General features: G+C 30.5%; 6 protein-coding genes. 4 read left to right on the top strand and 2 right to left on the bottom strand.

Going from position 1 to position 2,825, the window contains the following annotated elements; translation table 11 throughout:
• The 4 genes from PF569_08300 to PF569_08285 all read left to right on the top strand — a co-directional run.
• A partial coding sequence (locus tag PF569_08300; GenBank protein MDA3856233.1) for a hypothetical protein occupies window positions 1–410 on the top strand: 410 nt, incomplete at its 5' end.
• Window positions 411–422: 12 nt separating this feature from the next.
• Entirely contained in the window at window positions 423–671 is a 249-nt protein-coding gene (locus PF569_08295; GenBank protein MDA3856232.1) for a hypothetical protein, read from the top strand.
• Between the two features lie 109 nt (window positions 672–780).
• Window positions 781–1,293, top strand: a complete 513-nt coding sequence (locus PF569_08290; protein MDA3856231.1) for a GNAT family protein — start codon at window positions 781–783, stop codon at window positions 1,291–1,293.
• The gene (locus PF569_08285) at window positions 1,269–1,490 is read left to right on the top strand and encodes a hypothetical protein (protein ID MDA3856230.1); all 222 of its coding nucleotides are present in this window, start codon (window positions 1,269–1,271) and stop codon (window positions 1,488–1,490) included. Before PF569_08290 ends, PF569_08285 begins: the two co-directional genes overlap by 25 nt.
• Before the next feature lie 11 nt (window positions 1,491–1,501).
• Here the strand turns inward: PF569_08285 and PF569_08280 are convergent, their stop codons facing one another.
• The gene (locus PF569_08280) at window positions 1,502–2,095 is read right to left on the bottom strand and encodes a hypothetical protein (GenBank protein ID MDA3856229.1); all 594 of its coding nucleotides are present in this window, start codon (window positions 2,093–2,095) and stop codon (window positions 1,502–1,504) included.
• On the bottom strand, window positions 2,085–2,408 hold the full coding sequence (locus PF569_08275; protein MDA3856228.1) for a hypothetical protein: 324 nt from the start codon (window positions 2,406–2,408) through the stop codon (window positions 2,085–2,087). Before PF569_08275 ends, PF569_08280 begins: the two co-directional genes overlap by 11 nt.
• Between the last annotated feature and the right edge of the window lie 417 nt (window positions 2,409–2,825).

Genomic DNA, 2,825 nt, shown 5'->3' with positions numbered 1-2,825 from the left:
AAGTAAATCTATCAGGAATTAAACCTATCTATGATAAAGAAGACTTAAAAACTTTTATTAAAGCTGAACAAAAGATTCAGCTTATCTATAAAGAAAATAATGTAGATAAAAACTCATGTATGGATGCTTTTGATTTTACGATCTGTCAATTTGCCTATGATGGTAAAGAGATAACTTGTAATCCAGAGTCGATCCTTCATCTAAAAGAAAAAAAGTTAGTTATGCATAAAATTCCTTTCCCCTATGATACACTTAGAAGACTTCAGAAATATATTAAAAAAGGATATACTATCTGTAATGGTGGGTTAAAAGAAATTGGAGATGCTATCAGAAAAATGGATCAAAAAGAATATGATGAACAAATACAATTCTATCCTGATAAATCAGCTAGAATAATTAGATATGATTGAAAGGAGTTTATAATGAGAAATACTCAATTTGGTGATGGAGAAACTTGTGATAATTGCTTAGTACATTTAGCTGACAAAGTTTGGCAAGATCACGATGGTGGTTTGTACTGTGAAGATTGTGCAGTGGAACTGGAGATTAAAAAAGAACCTCCAAGATTTACAAAACAAGATTTTGTTGATGCTTCCTATAAGGGTCAGGTAGACAAGTTATGTGAAATAATTGAATACCTTTATGAGGAAGTAGAAGAACTTAAAAGATGACTTTAGAAAATCAATAGAGGAGATAGATCAATGAATAAAGAAGATTCTTATAAAGACTCTATGAGAAAATGTTTTCATATAGTCTATACTAATTATATGGGGGATAATAATGCTAAAGAGACTGACAAAGACTGAAGAGTTAGATCAGGTAAATAACTATCTTATTGATCTTAATAATGAAGAGAGACTACTTCATTACTTCATAGGTGGGAGATTAGACTTAGAAACTATGCCAAATAGTTCTGAATGGAGTAAAATGGATAGGATATCAAAGATTGATGATAGAGTAATTGGTTATATAACAGTTAATATAGATAGAAACTCTATGAGAGGTGATTGCTTTGCATTTTTATCTATTACTGAAAGATTAAACCCTATATTAGTTTCAGATACATTGAAACTTATAGATGATCTGTTTAATCACTATGGAATTAATAAGATAGAGTTTAATTGCTCTGCTAAAAATCCAGCTTTAAAGGGATATAGAACTTTCATAAAGAGATATGGTGGTAGAGAGATAGGTTATGGTAGAGAAGTGTTTAAGCTTATGAATGGTCAATATGTGGATGAAGTTCTGTTTGAAGTTCTATCAAGTGAATGGAAATATACAAGGAGAAAATAATGAAATTATATGCAGTATCAATGTTATGTAAAAAAGAGATAATAAGAATTAAAACAATCAATCAACCGATAGAGCAAGAGATTGATCTATCATGGGCTGAAGGTATGATCGGAGCTATGCCTATATTTGATGATTATGATAAAGCATTATCATATATTAATGGACATAAATATAGCATTATTGAACTAGAGTTATAGAGATATTAACGTTAATATTTACTAAACTCTTGAAAGCTACCAAAGGTATCAATTACATAATGTATATCAAACTCATGAAATAGTGCTGAAGCAGGGTATGTATCTTCAGCATCACTACCTAATCTTGAAAAACTCATTAGTAGAACAGCAGATATATTAGTATTTTCTTCTACTATTGGAGGTTCAATTAAACCAAAGGTGCTTATCTGCATTATGTTTCCTGATGTATAAGTAAAAGCTGTATCTATAGTAGTTATCTCAGTAAATGCTGTAGGTACAATAGAGTTATTATAGATCCACTTATATCTTAGTCTCCACTTTACATTACCAGCTTGTTTTTGAGTCCAATGTATATGAGGTCTTATAGGTGAGTTTAATCTTCTTGTATGAGGGAACTGACCTATTACAAAAAGAGTATTTACTTGATTATTTAAAAAATCATAACCTATGTCAGTAGTATTAAAAGAAGGGGGAGATGCCGTACCAATAGGATTTATAGCTGTAGCTGGAAATCTTAAATCATCCCAAGTATAATCTTCTAGTCTTAATTTAGAAGGAGTTAAATAATCCCCCCATATTGAAGTTTTAGGATTATTATCTGCCATAATTACCTCTTACATCTAGTCTAGCTCTAGTAGCAACTCTATTTACTATACGTATAGCATTAGGAGCTATAGCATAGTCCTGAGTTAGAATAGTTACATCTTCATTACCCCACTCTACCCATACTGCTGTATCATCTACTATACTAGCATGAGGGGAATTAGAAGTTTCTAGAGTAGCTGTACCTGTTCCATCAGTAAAAGATAGTGTTACATTAATCACTGCTATATCATCAAAGAACTCTAGTACATCACTGGTCCCTATCTCAGATATTTCTAATAGACCTTCGGTTCTTACTTTAGTTACTATTGCCATTTCTATTACCTCTTATTTATAAAATATATTTCCTACTGCTGAAACTCTAAAATCATGTAAAGTGGATAAATCACTATTATGTCTAATCCATGTAAAGTCATTTGTTCTACCCTGTAATACAATGGGTGCATTATTTGTTTCTCTTATATGTTTAGAAAAAGTAAAACCAAATAGAAGTTACTCTCTTCATAATTCATTACCTCTTCTATAATAGTTATTATTTGTTTAAAAGATTATTATGTTAGCCTAGAGTTTAACTGATCAATAATAAAATTTATTTATATAAAATTAAAATAGGGTAGGAGTTACCCGAATTTACGCTTGTAGAGATTAAGACCTCTCAAAAATAAGTTTACTTAATTTTGAAGTTTGATCGTTGAAACAAGAAGCCCAAAGTTTTAACTTTGGGTAGCTCAC

The organism is Candidatus Woesearchaeota archaeon (assembly GCA_027858315.1).
Lineage (GTDB): Archaea > Nanobdellota > Nanobdellia > Woesearchaeales > UBA583 > UBA583.
Note: the sequence above shows the minus strand (reverse complement) of the source record. Positions and strands in the feature narration are given on the sequence as shown.